The sequence below is a fragment of the Pseudotabrizicola sp. genome, assembly GCF_030684215.1.
Taxonomy (GTDB): Bacteria; Pseudomonadota; Alphaproteobacteria; order Rhodobacterales; family Rhodobacteraceae; genus Pseudotabrizicola.
In genome coordinates this window covers 98,982-113,984 of the sequence record NZ_JAUXOV010000055.1, presented here as the reverse complement: position 1 = coordinate 113,984, position 15,003 = coordinate 98,982, and the positions used below count along the sequence as shown (strand labels likewise).

Genomic DNA, 15,003 nt, shown 5'->3' with positions numbered 1-15,003 from the left:
CAGCGTCCGGCTGACAAAATGGGCGCTAAGGCAGGCTTCCATCCCGACGATGCAGCGTGGGAGCTGTTCGAATGTGGCACTCAACGCCAGCCGCTTGATCTGTTTGCGTATGACCAGCTGGCCGGCGCGGTCGAACCCGACAAGATGAAACGTGTCCTTGCCGATATCGACACCGACGACGGCAAGGTCTTCGAGGCTTCCTGTCTTCTTTGCACACATGGCTACTTCTCCTTGTTGCACGGTTGATCCCTCTTCAGGGTAACCCAACTGTGGGGAAGCAGCCGACACATCCCATTAGTCGCCGTCTTTGTTGATCAGCCCGTATTTGCGCAGCTTTACATAAAGCGATTGCCGCGACAGGCTGAGCATGTCTGCCGCTGCAACCCGGTTGTTGCGGGTCAGTTCAAGCGCGGTCTCAATGCACATCTTTTCGATGACATCGGTGGTTTCGGCCACAATATCCCTGAGCGTGGAAGAGCCAACAAGCTCCATCACATTGCGCATGCCTTCTTCGTTGTGAACACCCGAGGGCTTGCGCAGGCTGTCAGCGCGGCTGACATCGCGCACCAGCAGCGCCAGAACCGGGTTCGGGCGGTCATTGAGCCAACTGGCCGACAACTCCACCGCCGTCTGGCCCGAGAAATCAGTGGTGAGCCGCGTTGCATAGAGCCGCAACTGGCCAGTGCGCTTGACATTATCCATCAAGACCCGCAGATCAACCGCCCCGCGCGCCATGAAATCAGCCAGCGACCGCCCCCGCACAGAGGCGGTGTTGGCGCTGTCGGTCATGTTCAAAAACGCCTCATTGGCAGAAACGATGACACCTTCGGCATCGGCAAAGACGATCCCATCCACGCCTTCCTGATACATCCGCGCCAGATTTTCGGTCAGATCGTCGCCCTGCGGCGTGACGCTGTCGGCGTTGTCGATCTGACACATCAGCAGGCGTTCCCCTGCCGCGCGGAACATGGTCGGCGTGACCAGCAGCCGCTTTTGCGACCGGCGGGCAGACAGTTCAATCGGCCCAGCGCTTTCCGCCACTGCCAGATTGGCCATGCTTTCCAGAAACTCGCCCCGGCGCCGTCCTTCAAACTCCTGCGCAATCGCAGCACCGATCAACTCGGCCCGGTTGCCACCCAAAAGCGAGGCCGCCGCTGCGTTCAGATCGGTGATTCGCCCGGTGGACATCGACACAATGACAATCGGATCGCGACCGACTTCCATCAGCACACGGTAGCGGGTGTCCGCCTCACGCTGCGCTTCATAGTCACGCTCCAGCGCCAGCTGCGCGCTGATCAACTGCTGCTGCACTTCGGCAATCGGGCGCAGATCGCGCCCGGTCATCAGCACGGAATCGTCTGCACCGATCCGGTGAAGGGAATAGCGCACGGGAAATTCCCATGCGCTCCGGTCTGCGTGATTCAGCTCTATCACCGGTGCGGTGCGACGATTGCCAAGATCGGCCAGACGCGTCTCCAGCTTGCGCCAGCTTTCCGCCGCCAAAATCGACTGAAGCTGCGCACCTTCCCAATCCGCAACGCGGGCCTGAATACCGTGCGCCGGGTTCACCAAAACCGAAACGACCTTGTGAGAGGGGGACACCAAAAGCGCGATGTCGCAGGCAGATGCGATGATTTCACCCATTAACTCTGGGGCAATCAGAGGCATTTTCCCGCCGTTCAATAGGTGCCGTCCATCCGTTGTCACCTGACTATCCGTTCTTTTGTTGCACACCGGCGAACGGCAGGTGCGCTTTAAGTTTTCGCCGTAGACAGGGGCCGTTTACAGGTCAGACCCAAGGCCAATACAGCCTTTGCCAAATCATTTGTCACAATATCCACGCCGGATACAGTCACAACTTCGCCCCCCCGTTCCAGAACCGCCCCCCCCAAGGCGATAGGCAGTCTGTTTGATGTCGCTTGTTTTATGGTTTTCACCAAGCCGGTGCAAACTTCAAGCGTTTCGCGACAAGCAACTGAAATCAATGCGCCATCAAAATGGCGCTGCGCCAGAATCGCCTCAATTTCATCTGTCGAGGGTGCAACGCGCACACACACCGAAATGCCCTGCCGACGCAACCAACCAGACACCGTCAGCGCACCCAAAGTGTGCTGCTCCCGCCCCGGCACAATCAGCAAAGCAGTGTTGCCACTTTGCGCTTCGGTACCATCCGCGCTCCAGCATGCCCCGATGTCGCGCAACAGAGATTGCAAGCGCGACGACCCGATGCTCACCTGCGCAAAGCTCACCTCATCATCTTCCCATCCGCGCCCCAGCCTGCGGGCAACCTCGGGAATATAGCAATCTGCCAGCACATCTTTGCTGACACGCGCCCGCCTGAAATCTGGCAACAGGTTGGCAAGCGCCGCCGGATCAGGCGACTTGGCAGCGGCCAGCATGGCAACAACCAACGGCTCTTTCAGGGCGACTCTGGCCACGCCGTCACGCGCTGCCACTCGAGCCACCACATCCACCGCAAACTGTGTGAACCCCACACTTGTCAATCCGCGCAGCCCGTCCACTGAAAAATTGCCATCCTGCATTTCTGGCTCCGAGACCACATTGCCGGTCGCGTGCCGACTGCAGAACCGCACAGACCGCCCCGACATGCAAGCACATTGATAATCAACTGTCACCCACAGTGGACAAGTTGTCAAATCAAATTGACACATTGCAAAGGCGCATTTTGGCTAATTTCTCGGCATACAATTGATTATAAGATATAAATTACCAAAAACTGCACCCAGACGACACCTTCCGAAGCCCTAAATCAATCCGCGCCACTGTGTAAGTTTATGTTGACACCTTCGCCCCCAAGTCTAACCTGTAAAGGGCAAAGACCAAAGGGAGGGGCCGCGGCACATGCAGCCAAAGCCAACACAGACACCGCGCAAGCGGCTTTATACCCCCGCAGAGCGGGCCCGCCGCGATGCCACGCGCTGGACGCTGGTGCAGGGCATCCTGGCCCCGCTGCAATTTCTGGCTTTCGGTGTGTCGCTGGTTCTTGTCCTGCGTTTTATCGGCACAGGTGAAGGCTATGGCGCCGCGACTGTTTCCATCCTGATAAAGACCGGCTTTTTGTATGTGATCATGGTCACCGGCGCGATCTGGGAAAAGGTGGTGTTTGGCCAATATCTCTTTGCGCCTGCGTTCTTTTGGGAAGATGTGATCAGCTTTGCGGTCATCGCGCTGCACACCTTCTACCTTTATGGGCTAATTACCGGCGCGCTGGATCCGGCCGCCCAGATGACTGTCGCCCTTGCGGCCTATGCCGCCTATGTCCTCAACGCCGGACAGTTTCTGTGGAAGCTGCGGATGGCCCGGCTGGACGCCGAGGCCGAAGCCCGCGCCACCCCCATTTCAGGAGTGGCCGCATGAGCCTTGATTCCCCCGCCCGTGGTTGCCGCGAAACCCCCGTTCTGAAAGAGCGCGGCCAGCGTGAAGTGTTCTGCGGCCTGACGGGAATCATCTGGCTGCACCGCAAGATGCAGGATGCGTTCTTTCTGGTAGTTGGGTCGCGCACCTGCGCGCACCTGCTGCAATCTGCGGCTGGCGTGATGATTTTTGCCGAGCCGCGCTTCGGCACAGCGATTCTCGAAGAAAAAGACCTCGCCGGTCTGGCCGATGCCAATACTGAACTGGACCGCGAAGTCGCGCGCCTGCTGTCGCGCCGTCCTGATATCAAACAACTGTTCCTCGTCGGCTCTTGCCCGTCTGAGGTGATCAAGCTGGATCTGGCCCGCGCGGCCGAGCGGCTGACCACCCTGCATGCGCCGCATGTGCGGGTCTACAACTATTCCGGTTCTGGCATCGAGACGACCTTTACCCAAGGCGAAGATGCCTGCCTTGCCGCGATGGTGCCAACGCTGGCGGCCACCGAAGCGCGCGAGCTGATGGTTGTGGGCGCGCTGCCCGATGTGGTCGAGGATCAGTGCCTGTCACTGCTGGATCAACTGGGCATCGGCCCGGTGCGTATGCTGCCTGCGCGGCGCTCTGCAGACCTGCCTGCCGTCGGTGCAAATACCGTCTTTGCGCTGGTGCAGCCCTTCCTTGGTGACACCCATGTGGCGCTGACCCGTCGCGGTGCCACCCACCTGCCCGCGCCCTTCCCTTTTGGCGAAGAGGGCACAACCCTCTGGCTCTGGGCCGTGGCACAGGAGTTTGGCATCTCGCGCGCGCATTTTGACACCGTTACCGCTGCTCCCCGTGCCCGTGCGGCAAAGGCCGTCGCGGCCCACGCTGACACGTTGAACGGCAAATCGGTGTTCTTCTTCCCCGACAGCCAGCTGGAAATCCCGCTCGCGCGCTTCCTCGCCCGCGAATGTGGCATGACGCCGCTAGAGGTCGGCACCCCTTTCCTGCACGCAAGCATCACCGGCCCCGACCTTGACCTCTTGCCCGAAGGCCCGGTCATCTCTGAGGGTCAGGATGTGGAACGCCAGCTTGACCGCCAGCACGCGGCCCGCCCCGACCTCACCGTCTGCGGCCTTGGCCTTGCCAACCCGCTGGAGGCTCGCGGCCACACCACCAAATGGGCCATCGAACTCGTGTTCACCCCGGTCCATTTCTACGAACAGGCGGGCGACCTCGCAGCCCTGTTCAGCCGACCCTTGCGCCGCAAAGCCCTCCTGACCGCCCCCATTTTCTGTTCTGAAATATCCCGGGGTCCGGGGCAGAGCCCCGGAGGCCAGCCATGAAGCTTACCCTGTGGACATATGAAGGTCCGCCGCATGTCGGCGCAATGCGCGTCGCCACCGGAATGACCGGGTTACACTACGTGCTGCACGCCCCTCAGGGCGACACCTACGCCGACCTTCTGTTCACCATGATCGAGCGTCGCAATCACCGCCCGCCGGTCACCTACACCACCTTTCAGGCCCGCGATCTGGGCGGCGACACCGCCAACCTGTTCAAGGATGCCGCGCGTGAGGCCTATGCCCGCTTCAAGCCGCAGGCGATGATTGTCGGCGCGTCTTGCACGGCAGAACTTATTCAGGACGACCCCGGCGGTCTGGCCGAGGCGATCGGCCTGCCCTGCCCGGTCATCCCGCTGGATCTGCCCAGCTATCAGCGCAAGGAAAACTTCGGCGCAGATGAGACGTTCCACCAGATCTGCCGCGCCTTGGTCAAACCGATGCCGCGCACCGAACACATCACCTGCAACATCCTGGGCGCCACCGCCCTTGGCTTCCGGCACCGCGATGATGTGGCCGAGGTCACCAAACTTCTGGGTCTGATGGGGATTTCGGTCAACGTGGCCGCACCGATGGGATCATCGCCCGCCGACATCTCCCGCATGGGACAGGCGCATTTCAACGTGCTCTTGTACCCCGAAACCGGCGAGTCCGCCGCGCGCTGGCTGGAGCGGACCTGCAACCAACCCTATACACGCGTGGTCCCGCTTGGTGTCGGTGCCACCCGCGACTTCCTGCATGAAGTGGCCGCCCTTACCGGCCTGTCGCCAAAGGTAGACGAAAGCGCCCTGCGCCTGCCCTGGTGGTCAGCAAGCGTTGATTCCACCTATCTGACCGGCAAGCGCGTATTCCTGTTCGGGGATGCCACCCACGTCATCGCTGCCGCCCGCATCGCCGCCACCGAAATTGGGTTCGAGGTGGTCGGCATGGGCTGCTACAACCGCGAATTCGCCCGGCCCATGCGCGCCGCGGCCAAGGCCTACGGGTTGGAGGCGCTGATCACCGACGACTATCTGGAGGTCGAGGACGCCATCGCCGCCGCCGCCCCCGAACTGATCCTTGGCACCCAGCAGGAACGCCATATTGGCAAACGGCTGGGCATCCCCTGCGCCGTGATCTCCAGCCCCGTGCATGTGCAGGACTTCCCCGCGCGATACTCGCCCCAGATGGGGTTCGAAGGGGCCAATGTGATCTTTGACACTTGGATTCATCCGCTGGTGATGGGGCTTGAAGAACATCTGCTGACGATGTTTCGCGAAGATTTTGAGTTTCACTCCGACGCAGGCCCCAGCCACCACGGCGGCAAGGCCGACCTGCGCGACCCATCGGCACCCGAAGCGCTGGTGGATGCCGCGGATGCCTCTGGCGGAAGTATTTTGGCCAAGATGAATGCGGATGCCCAGGCACCTGTTACCGGTGCGCCGGTCTGGCAGGCGGCAGCCGAGCGCGAATTGAAGAAGATCCCGTTCTTTGTGCGCGGCAAGGCCAAGCGCAACACCGAGTCCTATGCGCGCGATGCGGGCGTGGCCGAGATTTCTGTCGAAACCCTGTATGAGGCAAAGGCCCATTATGCGCGATGATGGCTATACATCGGCGGGCCAAGCTGTTTTGGCCAGATCTGCGCCGAAAGGCGACGGGGTTTACCGTTTTGTGATCGTGACGCTGGACGCCCATGCGGCAGGCCCGGCGGCGCGGATTGCGCCACGTCTGGCGGTGGACTTTCCGGGGATAGAGGTCTCGGTTCATGCGGCGGCGGAATGGGCCGAAAACCCGGCCGCTTTGGTCGCGGCCAAGGCTGCGGTGAACAGCGCCGATTTCGTGGTGGCGAACCTGTTGTTCATCGAGGAGCACATCACCGCCATTCTGCCCGAGTTGCAGGCCGCCAGTCTGCGTGCCGATGCGTTTGTCGGCGTGATTGCCGACCCGGCCGTGGTCAAGCTGACCCGGATGGGCGATCTGGACATGAGCCTTCCGGCATCGGGGCCGATGGCACTGCTGAAGAAGCTGCGCGGCACCAAGGCCCCTTCGGGAGGGTCGGGGGAGAAGCAGATGGCGATGCTGCGGCGCCTGCCCAAGATCTTGAAGTATTTTCCCGGCAAGGCACAGGATCTGCGGGCCTGGTTCTTGTCGATGCAATATTGGCTGGGCGGATCAGATGACAATCTGGAGGCGATGGTGCGCTTTCTGGTCAGCCGCTATTCAGGCAAGCGTGACTGGGCCAAGATCAAGGCGGCAGCACCGATTGATTATCCCGATGTCGGGCTTTATCACCCCTCGCTGTCGTCCCGCATCACCACTGAAACCGCCAGCATTCCACGGCCCGAGGGCGCGGTGGCCACGGTCGGCATGCTGATGCTGCGCAGCTATATCCTTGCCGGAGACACCGCCCATTATGATGCCGTGATCGCCGCGTTCGAGGCCAAGGGCATTGCCGTTCTGCCCGCCTTTGCCGGGGGTCTTGATGGCCGTCCTGCGATGGAGGCGTATTTCAAGGGGCCTGCCGGATCACGCGTCGATGCGCTGGTCAGTCTGACCGGTTTCAGCCTTGTTGGTGGCCCGGCCTATAATGACAGCCCGGCAGCAGTGGCGGCGCTTGCGGCGCTGGACGTGCCCTATATCGCCGCGCATCCTTTGGAATTTCAGACGCTTGGCCAATGGGGTGCTTCGGGTGGTGGGCTTGGTCCAGTGGAAACCACCATGCTGATCGCCCTGCCCGAGATTGACGGCGCGACCAACCCCACCGTTTTTGCTGGGCGGCATGATCTGAACGGCTGCAATGGCTGTGCAAAGAACTGCCAGCCGCAAAGTGCCGAGTCGCTGACCACCCGCGCGATGGCGCCTTGCTTTGAGCGCATTGACACTTTGGCCGACAAGGTGGCGCGTCTGGCCCGCCTGCGTCGGTCGGACGTGGCGCAGCGCCGCGTGGCAATTGTGCTGTATGGTTTTCCGCCAAATGCGGGGGCTGCGGGCACTGCGGCGTATCTGTCGGTGTTCGAATCGCTGCACAACATGCTGCACGCCATGCGCGACGCAGGCTACCGCGTGGACCCGCCCGCGAGCGTAGAGGATCTGCGCGAGGCGGTGCTGGGCGGATCAGCCAAGATGTATGGCCAGCCCGCCAATGTCGCGGCGATTGTTCCCGCCGCCGATGTGGTGGCAAAAACCCGCTGGCTGCGCGATGTCGAGGCTGCATGGGGCCCTGCCCCCGGCCGGATCCAGACCGACGGGCGCGGCGTGTTCGTACTGGGCCGCGAGATGGGCAATGTGTTTGTGGGCCTTCAGCCGGTGTTCGGCTACGAGGGCGACCCGATGCGGTTGCTGTTTGAGAAGGGCTTTGCCCCGACCCATGCGTTCACCACGTTCTACCGCTGGATGCGCGAAGATTTCCGCGCCGATGTGCTGCTCCATTTCGGGATGCATGGCGCGCTGGAATTCATGCCAGGCAAGCAGGCGGGCATGTCGGAAACCTGCTGGCCCGACCGGTTGATCGGCAATTTGCCCAATGTCTACCTTTATGCCGCCAACAACCCGTCCGAGGCCACGCTTGCCAAGCGCCGCTCGAACGCGGTGACGGTCACGCATCTGACACCGCCCTTGGCGCAGTCGGGGCTTTACAAGGGCTTGGCCGATGTAAAGGACTCGCTGTCGCGTTTGCGCAGCCTGCCGCAGGGTGCGCCAGAGGCGGCCGAACTGGCCGATCTGGTGCGCGAACAGGCCCGCGCGGTTGATCTGGACGGCAGCGATCTGGGCTCGCTTTGGGTCAAGCTGCTGGAGACCGAGGGCGCGCTGATCACCGATGGCTTTCACGTCGTGGGCCGCAAGATGTCGGATAGCGCACGGGCGGCGATGCTGGATCTGATGCCAGACAGTGCCGACAAGGTGCTGGCGGATCAGTTGCTGCGCGACGACCCTGAAATTCCGGCGCTGCTGAGGGCGCTCTCGGGGCGGTTCATCAGCCCGGTGCCGGGGGGTGACCTGATCCGTGCGCCCGAGATTTTGCCGACGGGGCGCAATATCCATGCGTTTGACCCGTTCCGCATGCCAACCGCGTTTGCCATGCAGGACGGGGCGGCGCAGGCCGACCGTCTGCTGGCGGCGGCGGAGCGTTTGCCGCGGTCGGTGGCGCTGGTGCTGTGGGGGTCTGACAACATCAAATCCGATGGCGGGCCGATTGCGCAGGCGCTTGCGCTGATGGGCGCGCGCCCCCGCTTTGACCATTATGGCCGACTGTGCGGGGCGGATCTGATCCCACTGGCAGAGCTTGGCCGGCCACGGATTGACGTGGTGATGACGCTGTCGGGCATCTTCCGTGATCTGCTGCCGTTGCAAACCCGGATGCTGGCCGAAGCCGCGTTCAAGGCGGCCACCGCCGAAGAACCGCTGGCGCAGAACTTCATCCGCGCCCATGCGCTGGCCTATGCCGAGGAGATGGGGGTGGATATGGACACCGCTTCCTTGCGGGTGTTTTCCAATGCTGAAGGCGCTTACGGGTCCAACGTGAATGTGCTGGTGGGATCATCGGCCTTTGGTGCCGAGGACGAATTGGCCGACGCCTACGAGTCGCGCAAATCCTTTGCCTACGGGCGGTCGGGCAAGCCGGTCCAGAACGGGGCCTTGCTGCAAAAGGCGCTGAAGGACGTGGATCTGGCCTATCAGAACCTGGAATCGGTCGAACTGGGCGTCACCTCGGTGGATCACTATTTCGACACGCTGGGCGGCATTGCGCGCGCTGTGAAACGCGCGCGCGGCGGGGCCGAGACCCCGGTGTTCATCGGCGACCAGACCCGCGGCGCGGGCACTGTGCGCACCTTGCGTGACCAGATTGCGCTGGAAACCCGGTCGCGCAGTCTGAACCCCAAGTTCTATGAGGGCCTGTTGCGCCACGGCGCCGAAGGCGTGCGCCAGATCGAGGCACATGTGACCAACACCCTTGGCTGGTCGGCCACCACCGCACAGGTGGACCCATGGGTCTATCAGCGCCTGTCAGAAACCTTTGTGCTGGACGAGGCGATGCGCAAGCGCCTGACCGGGCTGAACCCCGAGGCGAGCAACCGGATGGCACAACGCCTGCTGGAAGCGTCAGACCGCAACTACTGGCAACCCGACGCCGACACGCTGGCCGCACTCCAGCGCGCGGCAGATGAGATGGAAGACCGTTTGGAAGGGATCGCGGCAGAATGACAACGCGGTTTCAAGACCCCGCCTTCGGACCGGGGCTCTGCCCCGGACCCCGGGATATTTTTGAACAGAAAATGGAGGCGCGCCCGCCTCTGGAAAGGAGCGGACAATGAGCCCGCGTGATGAGATTCCAAACCTGAGAGGCCTTGATGGCGACGGGTCGGTGCAGGTGCATCAGGACGCAACGGTAAAGATCGAGGGGGCCAAGGTGTTCTCGGTTTACGGCAAGGGGGGGATCGGGAAATCGACCACCAGTTCCAACCTGTCAGCTGCGTTTTCGATGATGGGCAAGCGGGTGTTGCAGATCGGCTGTGACCCCAAGCATGACAGCACATTCACCCTGACCGGGCGACTGCAATCGACGGTGATCGACATTCTGAAAGAGGTCGATTTCCATGCAGAGGAATTGCGGCCCGAAGACTATGTGGCGATCGGTTTCAACGGCGTGAAATGCGTGGAGGCCGGTGGGCCGCCCGCAGGCACCGGCTGTGGTGGCTATGTGGTGGGGCAGACGGTGAAGCTTTTGAAGCAGCACCACCTGCTGGAAGACACTGATGTGGTGATCTTTGACGTGCTGGGCGATGTGGTGTGTGGCGGGTTCGCCGCCCCCTTGCAGCATGCCGACCGGGCTGTGATCGTGACTGCAAACGACTTTGACAGCATCTATGCGATGAACCGGATCATCGCGGCGGTGCAGGCGAAATCCAGCAATTACAAGGTGCAGCTTGCCGGCTGCGTCGCCAACCGGTCGCGCGAGACCGATGAGGTGGACCGCTATTGCGCGCGCGTGGGCTTTAACCGGCTGGCGCATATGCCCGACATCGACGCAATCCGCCGCAGCCGTCTGAAGAAAAAGACGCTGTTCGAGATGGACGATGCCGAAGACGTGGTGATGGCGCGGGCCGAATACATGCGGCTGGCCGATGTGCTTTGGCGGTCGGTTCAGGGCAAGGGATCAACCCCCGACCCGCTGCCCGACCGTGAGATTTTCGAGCTGTTGGGGTTTGACTGATCATGACTGACTATTCGACCACCCGTGCCAGGGTCGAAGACTATTTCGACCGCAGCGCCACCAAGGTGTGGGAGCGCTTGTGCTCTGATGCGCCGGTCAGCCGGATCCGGCAGACCGTGCGCATGGGGCGCGATGCGATGCGCGCGATGATGCTGGCGCAATTGCCAGCGGATCTTTCGGGCGCGCGCATTCTGGATGCGGGCTGCGGCACCGGGTTGATGACGGCGGAACTGGCGCAGCGCGGGGCCGAGGTGGTTGCGGTGGATATTGCGCCACAACTGATTGGCATTGCGCAAGAAAAGCTTGATCCGCGCTTTCGGGGGCAGGTCACTTTCGCCTCCGGGGATATGACGGACGCCAGCTTTGGCAGCTTTGACCATGTTATCGCGATGGACAGTCTGATCTATTACAACGGCGCCGACATCACAGGCATTCTGCACCGGCTGGGCGCGCGCACCCGTGGCAGTATCGTGTTCACTGTGGCCCCGCGCACGCCGTTTCTGATGGCGTTTTTCACCGCCGGAAAGCTGTTTCCACGCGCCGACCGCTCGCCCATCATGATTCCGCATGCCTTTGATACGCTGGCGCAAACGGCTGGGCCGGGGCTTGGCCGTGTGGGGCGTGTGGCCCAAGGTTTCTACATCAGCGAATGTCTGGAGTATCGGCCATGATCCTGCGCAAGAAGGACATCGCAAAGCTGGGAACCGCTTGGATGCCCTTTGCCGATGCGGCGTCCGAGGGGCTGCCGATGGGCCAGCTTTTGCGCCTGTCGCTGTTTCAGGTCTCGGTCGGCATGGCGACGGTGCTTTTGCTTGGCACGCTAAACCGGGTGATGATTGTCGAGTTGTCGATCCCGGCCATGCTGGTCGCGCTGATGATTGCCATTCCGGTTCTGGTCGCACCCTTCCGGGCGTTTCTGGGCCATCGGTCGGATACCCACCGCAGCGCGATTGGCTGGAAGCGGGTGCCCTACCTGTGGTTTGGCAGCCTGTGGCAGATGGGCGGCCTTGCCGTGATGCCGTTCGCGCTGATCGTGTTGTCGGGCGACCAGTACATTGGCCCGGCTTGGGCGGGTGAGGTGCTGGCGGCGCTGGCGTTTCTGATGACCGGCGTGGGCATGCACATGACCCAGACTGCGGGCCTTGCCTTGGCCGCTGACCGGGCGAGTGATGAGACCCGGCCGCGCGTGGTTGCGCTGTTGTACATCATGTTTCTGGTGGGCATGGGCGTGTCGGCGGTGATCGTCGGCTACCTTTTGCGCGACTACGACCCGATTACGCTGGTGCGCGTTGTGCAGGGCTGTGGCGCGGCAACGCTGGTGTTAAACCTCATTGCGTTGTGGAAGCAGGAAAAAGTGGCCCCCATGACAAAGGCGCAGCGCGAAGAGCCGCGCCCGCAGTTTCGCGACGCATGGCGCGATCTGATGGCGGGCGGCACGGCGGGACGGTTGCTGGCCGTGGTCGTGTTGGGCACGCTGGCGTTTCAGATGCAGGATGTGCTGCTGGAACCTTACGGCGGCGAGATTCTGGGCCTGTCGGTGGGGGCGACCACGCTGTTGACCGCCGCATGGGCTGGCGGGGCGCTGGTCGGATTTTTGCTGGCGGCGCAATGGCTGCTCAAAGGGTTGGACCCTTACCGGATGGCCGCACGGGGCATTCTGGCGGGGGTGGCTGCGTTTTCATGCGTGATCTTTGCCGCGCCGCTGGACAGCACTGTTGTGTTTTATGTCGGCGCCTTCGGGATCGGCTTTGGAGGCGGGCTGTTTGGCATCTCGACCCTGACGGCCGCGATGACCATGCCTGCCCGCGGGCTGGCAGGTGCGGGTCTGGCGCTTGGCGCATGGGGGGCTGCACAGGCCACCGCGGCGGGGCTGGCGATTTTGATCGGCGGCACGCTGCGTGATGTTGTGGGCCATCTGGCCACCAGTGGCAAGCTGGGCGCGCTGACCGCCCCCAGCATCGGCTATTCTGTTGTCTATCACCTTGAAATCGGGCTGCTTTTCGCAACCCTTGTTGTCCTTGGCCCTTTGGTCAAGGTTGGCATTCTAACCCCACCGAAACCGGACGCCGACGGGGGCAAACTGGCCCTTGCCGAATTCCCAACCTGAATAAACGGAGGACCAATCCATGGTTGGCGTAAACTTCTTTGGTAACTTTGATCTGGCAAGCCTGTCGATCTGGCTGTTCTGGGGCTTTTTCGCCCTGCTGATCTATTACCTACAAACCGAAAACATGCGCGAAGGCTATCCGCTGGAAACCGAAGACGGTCTTCCTGCGCCAAACCAAGGCCCCTTCCCGGTGCCAAAGCCAAAGACATTCCTGTTACCGGGCGGCAAGGGCAGCGTCACCGTGCCATCGGCAGCGAATGAGGCGGAACACCGCCGCACCGATCTGGCCCTTGCGCGCACCGCCGTATCCGAAGGCTTTCCGCACGCCCCCACTGGCAACCCGATGCTGGATGGCGTCGGCCCCGCCTCCTGGACCCCGCGCCGCGACGAGCCGGAACTGGATGGCCACGGCCATGCCAAGATCGTGCCAATGGCGCATGCAAAGGGCTTTTCCGTCAGCGCCGGGCGTGACCCGCGCGGTCTGCCGGTGCAGGCGGCTGATCTAGAAGTTGTGGGCCGCATCAGCGACATGTGGGTTGATGCCCCCGAACAGCTGGTCCGCTATCTGGAAGTCGAGCTGAACTCGGGCGAGCGTCGCCTGATCCCGATGACCATGGCGCGGATCTGGGCTGACCGGGTGCGCGTGCGCTCGATCACCTCGGACCATTTCGCAGACATCCCGGCAACCAAATCGATGACCACTGTGACCAAGCTCGAGGAAGACAAGATCTCGGCCTATGTCGCGTCGGGCTGGATGTATGCCACGAACCGTAAATACGGGCTCTGATCAAGAAGGGGGGCGGCGCGCGCCCGCGCCGCCCCGTCTTACCATCAAGATACGGAGGGTCTGAGATGTCAGACCGGAACACGACCACCAAGACCGTCGACAGAGCCGTCGACAGGGATTTCGATTTTGAACTGATGCCCGGCGTTCCCGCTGGTCTGCCAAAGGATGAAGATATCCTTTGGCAAGGCAAACCGCAGGCCCTCGCACTGGCGCGGGAGGCGTATAAAATCAACTGGATCGCCGGGTATATGCTGGCCATTGTGGTCTGGCGTGCTGGCGGGGCCTATGCCGACGGCGGCACCGCCCTGATGATGGCAACCGGCCTGCCTTATCTGGTGCTGGCCGTTGCGGGCTATGCGGTGATTTACTTGCTGGCATGGGCGCAGGCGCGGGCCTCGATCTATACGATCACCTCGGCCCGCGTGATCATGCGGGTGGGGGCGGCGCTGCCTGTCACCTACACGATCCCCTTTGTCCGCATCGCCACCGCCCGGCTTGACCTGAAACCCAGCGGCACCGGCACCATTGCCATGGAAATCACCGAAGGCATGCGCCTGTCATTCGCCGTGTTGTGGCCGCATCTGCGCCCCGGCTTTGCCAAGCACACCCAGCCGGCATTCCGCTGCATTCCCGATGCGCAGACCGTCGCGCGCCTGCTGGCCGATGCAGCACAGGCCAAGCTGAACGAACCCGTTGTCACCATGGCCCCATCGGGTGCCGTGCTGGCCGCAGAATAGGGGGCGGACAGATGGCACAGCTTCGCACTCTCGCAGACCGCCCCTCGCCCGAGCGTGAGATGATCCCACGGGTTCTTTTGTGGGCAATGTTTGCTTTGGCCATGGTAACCTTGGCCATGGTCAGTGTTTCGGTTCTGACCAACCGCCCGCTTGTGGGCGTTCCGCCAGCCGCAACCGCCGTATCAGAGCGGTGGCTGGTTCTTGAAGGCAAGTCAGCACAGGCGGTTGTGGTCCGCGATGCTGACGGCACCCTGCTGATGGACCTGCCCCACGGCGGGTTTATCACCGTGATACAGTCGGCCATGGCGCGCGCGCGTCTGGTGGCGAAGATCGAGGGCAATCCGCCGATGCGGGTTGTGCGCTATGACAACGGCCGCCTTGTGGCCGAAGACCCGACCACAGGCTGGAGCGCAGAGCTTTATGCCTTTGGCGGCGACAACAAAGCCGCGTTCGAACGGCTGCTCGACCAAACAAAATAAGGGAACCAA

At 62.4% G+C, this 15,003-nt stretch carries 12 protein-coding genes and 1 pseudogene; 10 read left to right on the top strand and 3 right to left on the bottom strand.

The window, feature by feature from the left end:
- The 3 genes and pseudogenes from Q8K08_RS11350 to Q8K08_RS11340 all read right to left on the bottom strand — a co-directional run.
- Positions 1 to 219: pseudogene (locus Q8K08_RS11350) on the bottom strand (IS110 family transposase); the annotation flags it as partial.
- Positions 220 to 294: 75 nt separating this feature from the next.
- Positions 295 to 1,668: a transcriptional regulator PpsR gene (gene ppsR / locus Q8K08_RS11345; RefSeq protein WP_304797202.1), complete on the bottom strand. Its 1,374-nt coding sequence runs from the start codon at positions 1,666 to 1,668 to the stop codon at positions 295 to 297.
- 86 nt (positions 1,669 to 1,754) lie between these two features.
- On the bottom strand, positions 1,755 to 2,543 hold the full coding sequence (locus Q8K08_RS11340) for a B12-binding domain-containing protein (RefSeq protein ID WP_304797200.1): 789 nt from the start codon (positions 2,541 to 2,543) through the stop codon (positions 1,755 to 1,757).
- Between the two features lie 319 nt (positions 2,544 to 2,862).
- On the opposite strand from Q8K08_RS11340, the gene bchF reads away from it, so the two are divergent.
- The 10 genes from bchF (at position 2,863) to puhC (ending at position 14,994) form a co-directional block, all read left to right on the top strand.
- Positions 2,863 to 3,378 (top strand): 2-vinyl bacteriochlorophyllide hydratase, encoded by a 516-nt coding sequence (bchF, locus tag Q8K08_RS11335; RefSeq protein WP_304797197.1) that lies wholly within the window; start codon positions 2,863 to 2,865, stop codon positions 3,376 to 3,378.
- On the top strand, positions 3,375 to 4,697 hold the full coding sequence (locus Q8K08_RS11330; protein WP_305250122.1) for a ferredoxin:protochlorophyllide reductase (ATP-dependent) subunit N: 1,323 nt from the start codon (positions 3,375 to 3,377) through the stop codon (positions 4,695 to 4,697). The genes bchF and Q8K08_RS11330 overlap by 4 nt, the downstream gene beginning before the upstream one ends.
- On the top strand, positions 4,694 to 6,274 hold the full coding sequence (gene bchB / locus Q8K08_RS11325) for a ferredoxin:protochlorophyllide reductase (ATP-dependent) subunit B (RefSeq protein WP_304797193.1): 1,581 nt from the start codon (positions 4,694 to 4,696) through the stop codon (positions 6,272 to 6,274). The genes Q8K08_RS11330 and bchB overlap by 4 nt, the downstream gene beginning before the upstream one ends.
- Positions 6,264 to 9,875, top strand: a complete 3,612-nt coding sequence (locus tag Q8K08_RS11320; RefSeq protein WP_305250121.1) for a magnesium chelatase subunit H — start codon at positions 6,264 to 6,266, stop codon at positions 9,873 to 9,875. Before bchB ends, Q8K08_RS11320 begins: the two co-directional genes overlap by 11 nt.
- A gap of 106 nt (positions 9,876 to 9,981) precedes the next feature.
- Positions 9,982 to 10,884, top strand: a complete 903-nt coding sequence (gene bchL / locus Q8K08_RS11315) for a ferredoxin:protochlorophyllide reductase (ATP-dependent) iron-sulfur ATP-binding protein (RefSeq protein WP_305250120.1) — start codon at positions 9,982 to 9,984, stop codon at positions 10,882 to 10,884.
- A gap of 2 nt (positions 10,885 to 10,886) precedes the next feature.
- Positions 10,887 to 11,555 carry a magnesium protoporphyrin IX methyltransferase gene (gene bchM, locus Q8K08_RS11310; RefSeq protein ID WP_304798589.1) on the top strand — a complete coding sequence of 223 codons (669 nt, stop codon included), beginning with the start codon at positions 10,887 to 10,889 and terminating at the stop codon, positions 11,553 to 11,555.
- Positions 11,552 to 12,991 (top strand): PucC family protein, encoded by a 1,440-nt coding sequence (locus tag Q8K08_RS11305; RefSeq protein WP_305250119.1) that lies wholly within the window; start codon positions 11,552 to 11,554, stop codon positions 12,989 to 12,991. The genes bchM and Q8K08_RS11305 overlap by 4 nt, the downstream gene beginning before the upstream one ends.
- A gap of 19 nt (positions 12,992 to 13,010) precedes the next feature.
- On the top strand, positions 13,011 to 13,778 hold the full coding sequence (gene puhA, locus Q8K08_RS11300) for a photosynthetic reaction center subunit H (protein WP_305250118.1): 768 nt from the start codon (positions 13,011 to 13,013) through the stop codon (positions 13,776 to 13,778).
- Positions 13,779 to 13,843: 65 nt separating this feature from the next.
- Positions 13,844 to 14,515 carry a photosynthetic complex putative assembly protein PuhB gene (gene puhB / locus Q8K08_RS11295; RefSeq protein WP_305250116.1) on the top strand — a complete coding sequence of 224 codons (672 nt, stop codon included), beginning with the start codon at positions 13,844 to 13,846 and terminating at the stop codon, positions 14,513 to 14,515.
- Positions 14,516 to 14,526: 11 nt separating this feature from the next.
- On the top strand, positions 14,527 to 14,994 hold the full coding sequence (gene puhC / locus Q8K08_RS11290) for a photosynthetic complex assembly protein PuhC (RefSeq protein WP_304797398.1): 468 nt from the start codon (positions 14,527 to 14,529) through the stop codon (positions 14,992 to 14,994).
- Positions 14,995 to 15,003 lie beyond the last annotated feature (9 nt).

What these genes read in the sequence shown, in the direction of transcription:
- ppsR (WP_304797202.1), bottom strand. Translation starts at nt 1,668, where the DNA reads ATGCCTCTGATTGCCCCAGAGTTAATGGGTGAAATCATCGCATCTGCC.
- Q8K08_RS11340 (WP_304797200.1), bottom strand. Translation starts at nt 2,543, where the DNA reads ATGCAGGATGGCAATTTTTCAGTGGACGGGCTGCGCGGATTGACAAGT.
- bchF (WP_304797197.1), top strand. Translation starts at nt 2,863, where the DNA reads ATGCAGCCAAAGCCAACACAGACACCGCGCAAGCGGCTTTATACCCCC.
- Q8K08_RS11330 (WP_305250122.1), top strand. Translation starts at nt 3,375, where the DNA reads ATGAGCCTTGATTCCCCCGCCCGTGGTTGCCGCGAAACCCCCGTTCTG.
- bchB (WP_304797193.1), top strand. Translation starts at nt 4,694, where the DNA reads ATGAAGCTTACCCTGTGGACATATGAAGGTCCGCCGCATGTCGGCGCA.
- Q8K08_RS11320 (WP_305250121.1), top strand. Translation starts at nt 6,264, where the DNA reads ATGCGCGATGATGGCTATACATCGGCGGGCCAAGCTGTTTTGGCCAGA.
- bchL (WP_305250120.1), top strand. Translation starts at nt 9,982, where the DNA reads ATGAGCCCGCGTGATGAGATTCCAAACCTGAGAGGCCTTGATGGCGAC.
- bchM (WP_304798589.1), top strand. Translation starts at nt 10,887, where the DNA reads ATGACTGACTATTCGACCACCCGTGCCAGGGTCGAAGACTATTTCGAC.
- Q8K08_RS11305 (WP_305250119.1), top strand. Translation starts at nt 11,552, where the DNA reads ATGATCCTGCGCAAGAAGGACATCGCAAAGCTGGGAACCGCTTGGATG.
- puhA (WP_305250118.1), top strand. Translation starts at nt 13,011, where the DNA reads ATGGTTGGCGTAAACTTCTTTGGTAACTTTGATCTGGCAAGCCTGTCG.
- puhB (WP_305250116.1), top strand. Translation starts at nt 13,844, where the DNA reads ATGTCAGACCGGAACACGACCACCAAGACCGTCGACAGAGCCGTCGAC.
- puhC (WP_304797398.1), top strand. Translation starts at nt 14,527, where the DNA reads ATGGCACAGCTTCGCACTCTCGCAGACCGCCCCTCGCCCGAGCGTGAG.